1 pseudogene is annotated in these 456 nt (G+C 31.1%); it reads left to right on the top strand.

Annotated elements, in window-relative coordinates:
* A pseudogene (locus D7V88_RS42220) lies at nt 1-456 on the top strand (hypothetical protein); the annotation flags it as partial.

The raw sequence follows: 456 nt of genomic DNA, 5'->3' as shown, positions 1-456 counted from the left end.
ATACCAATATATGGTCAATTTACAAAAACGTAAAGAAGAAGTTATCAAAAATATAGAACAGCAAGGATTACTTACTGAGGAATTAAAGAACGATATTTTAAAACAGAACAAATTACAACGTGTTGAAGACCTATATAGGCCTTTTAAACAAAAGAAAAAGACAAGGGCAACTGAGGCGAAACGTAAAGGGTTAGAGCCATTAGCGATATGGATGAAGGCACGTAAACATGAAGTCTCAATTGAAGAAAAAGCACAACAGTTTATAAATGAAGAAGTGCAATCGGTTGAAGATGCTATCAAAGGTGCACAAGATATTATTGCGGAACAAATTTCAGATAATCCTAAATATAGAACAAAAATTTTAAAAGATATGTATCATCAAGGTGTGTTAACTACATCTAAAAAGAAAAATGCTGAAGATGAAAAAGGTATTTTTGAAATGTACTATGCATATAG

The organism is Corallococcus terminator (assembly GCF_003611635.1).
In the GTDB taxonomy this organism is placed as follows: domain Bacteria; phylum Myxococcota; class Myxococcia; order Myxococcales; family Myxococcaceae; genus Corallococcus; species Corallococcus terminator.
Note: the sequence above shows the minus strand (reverse complement) of the source record. Positions and strands in the feature narration are given on the sequence as shown.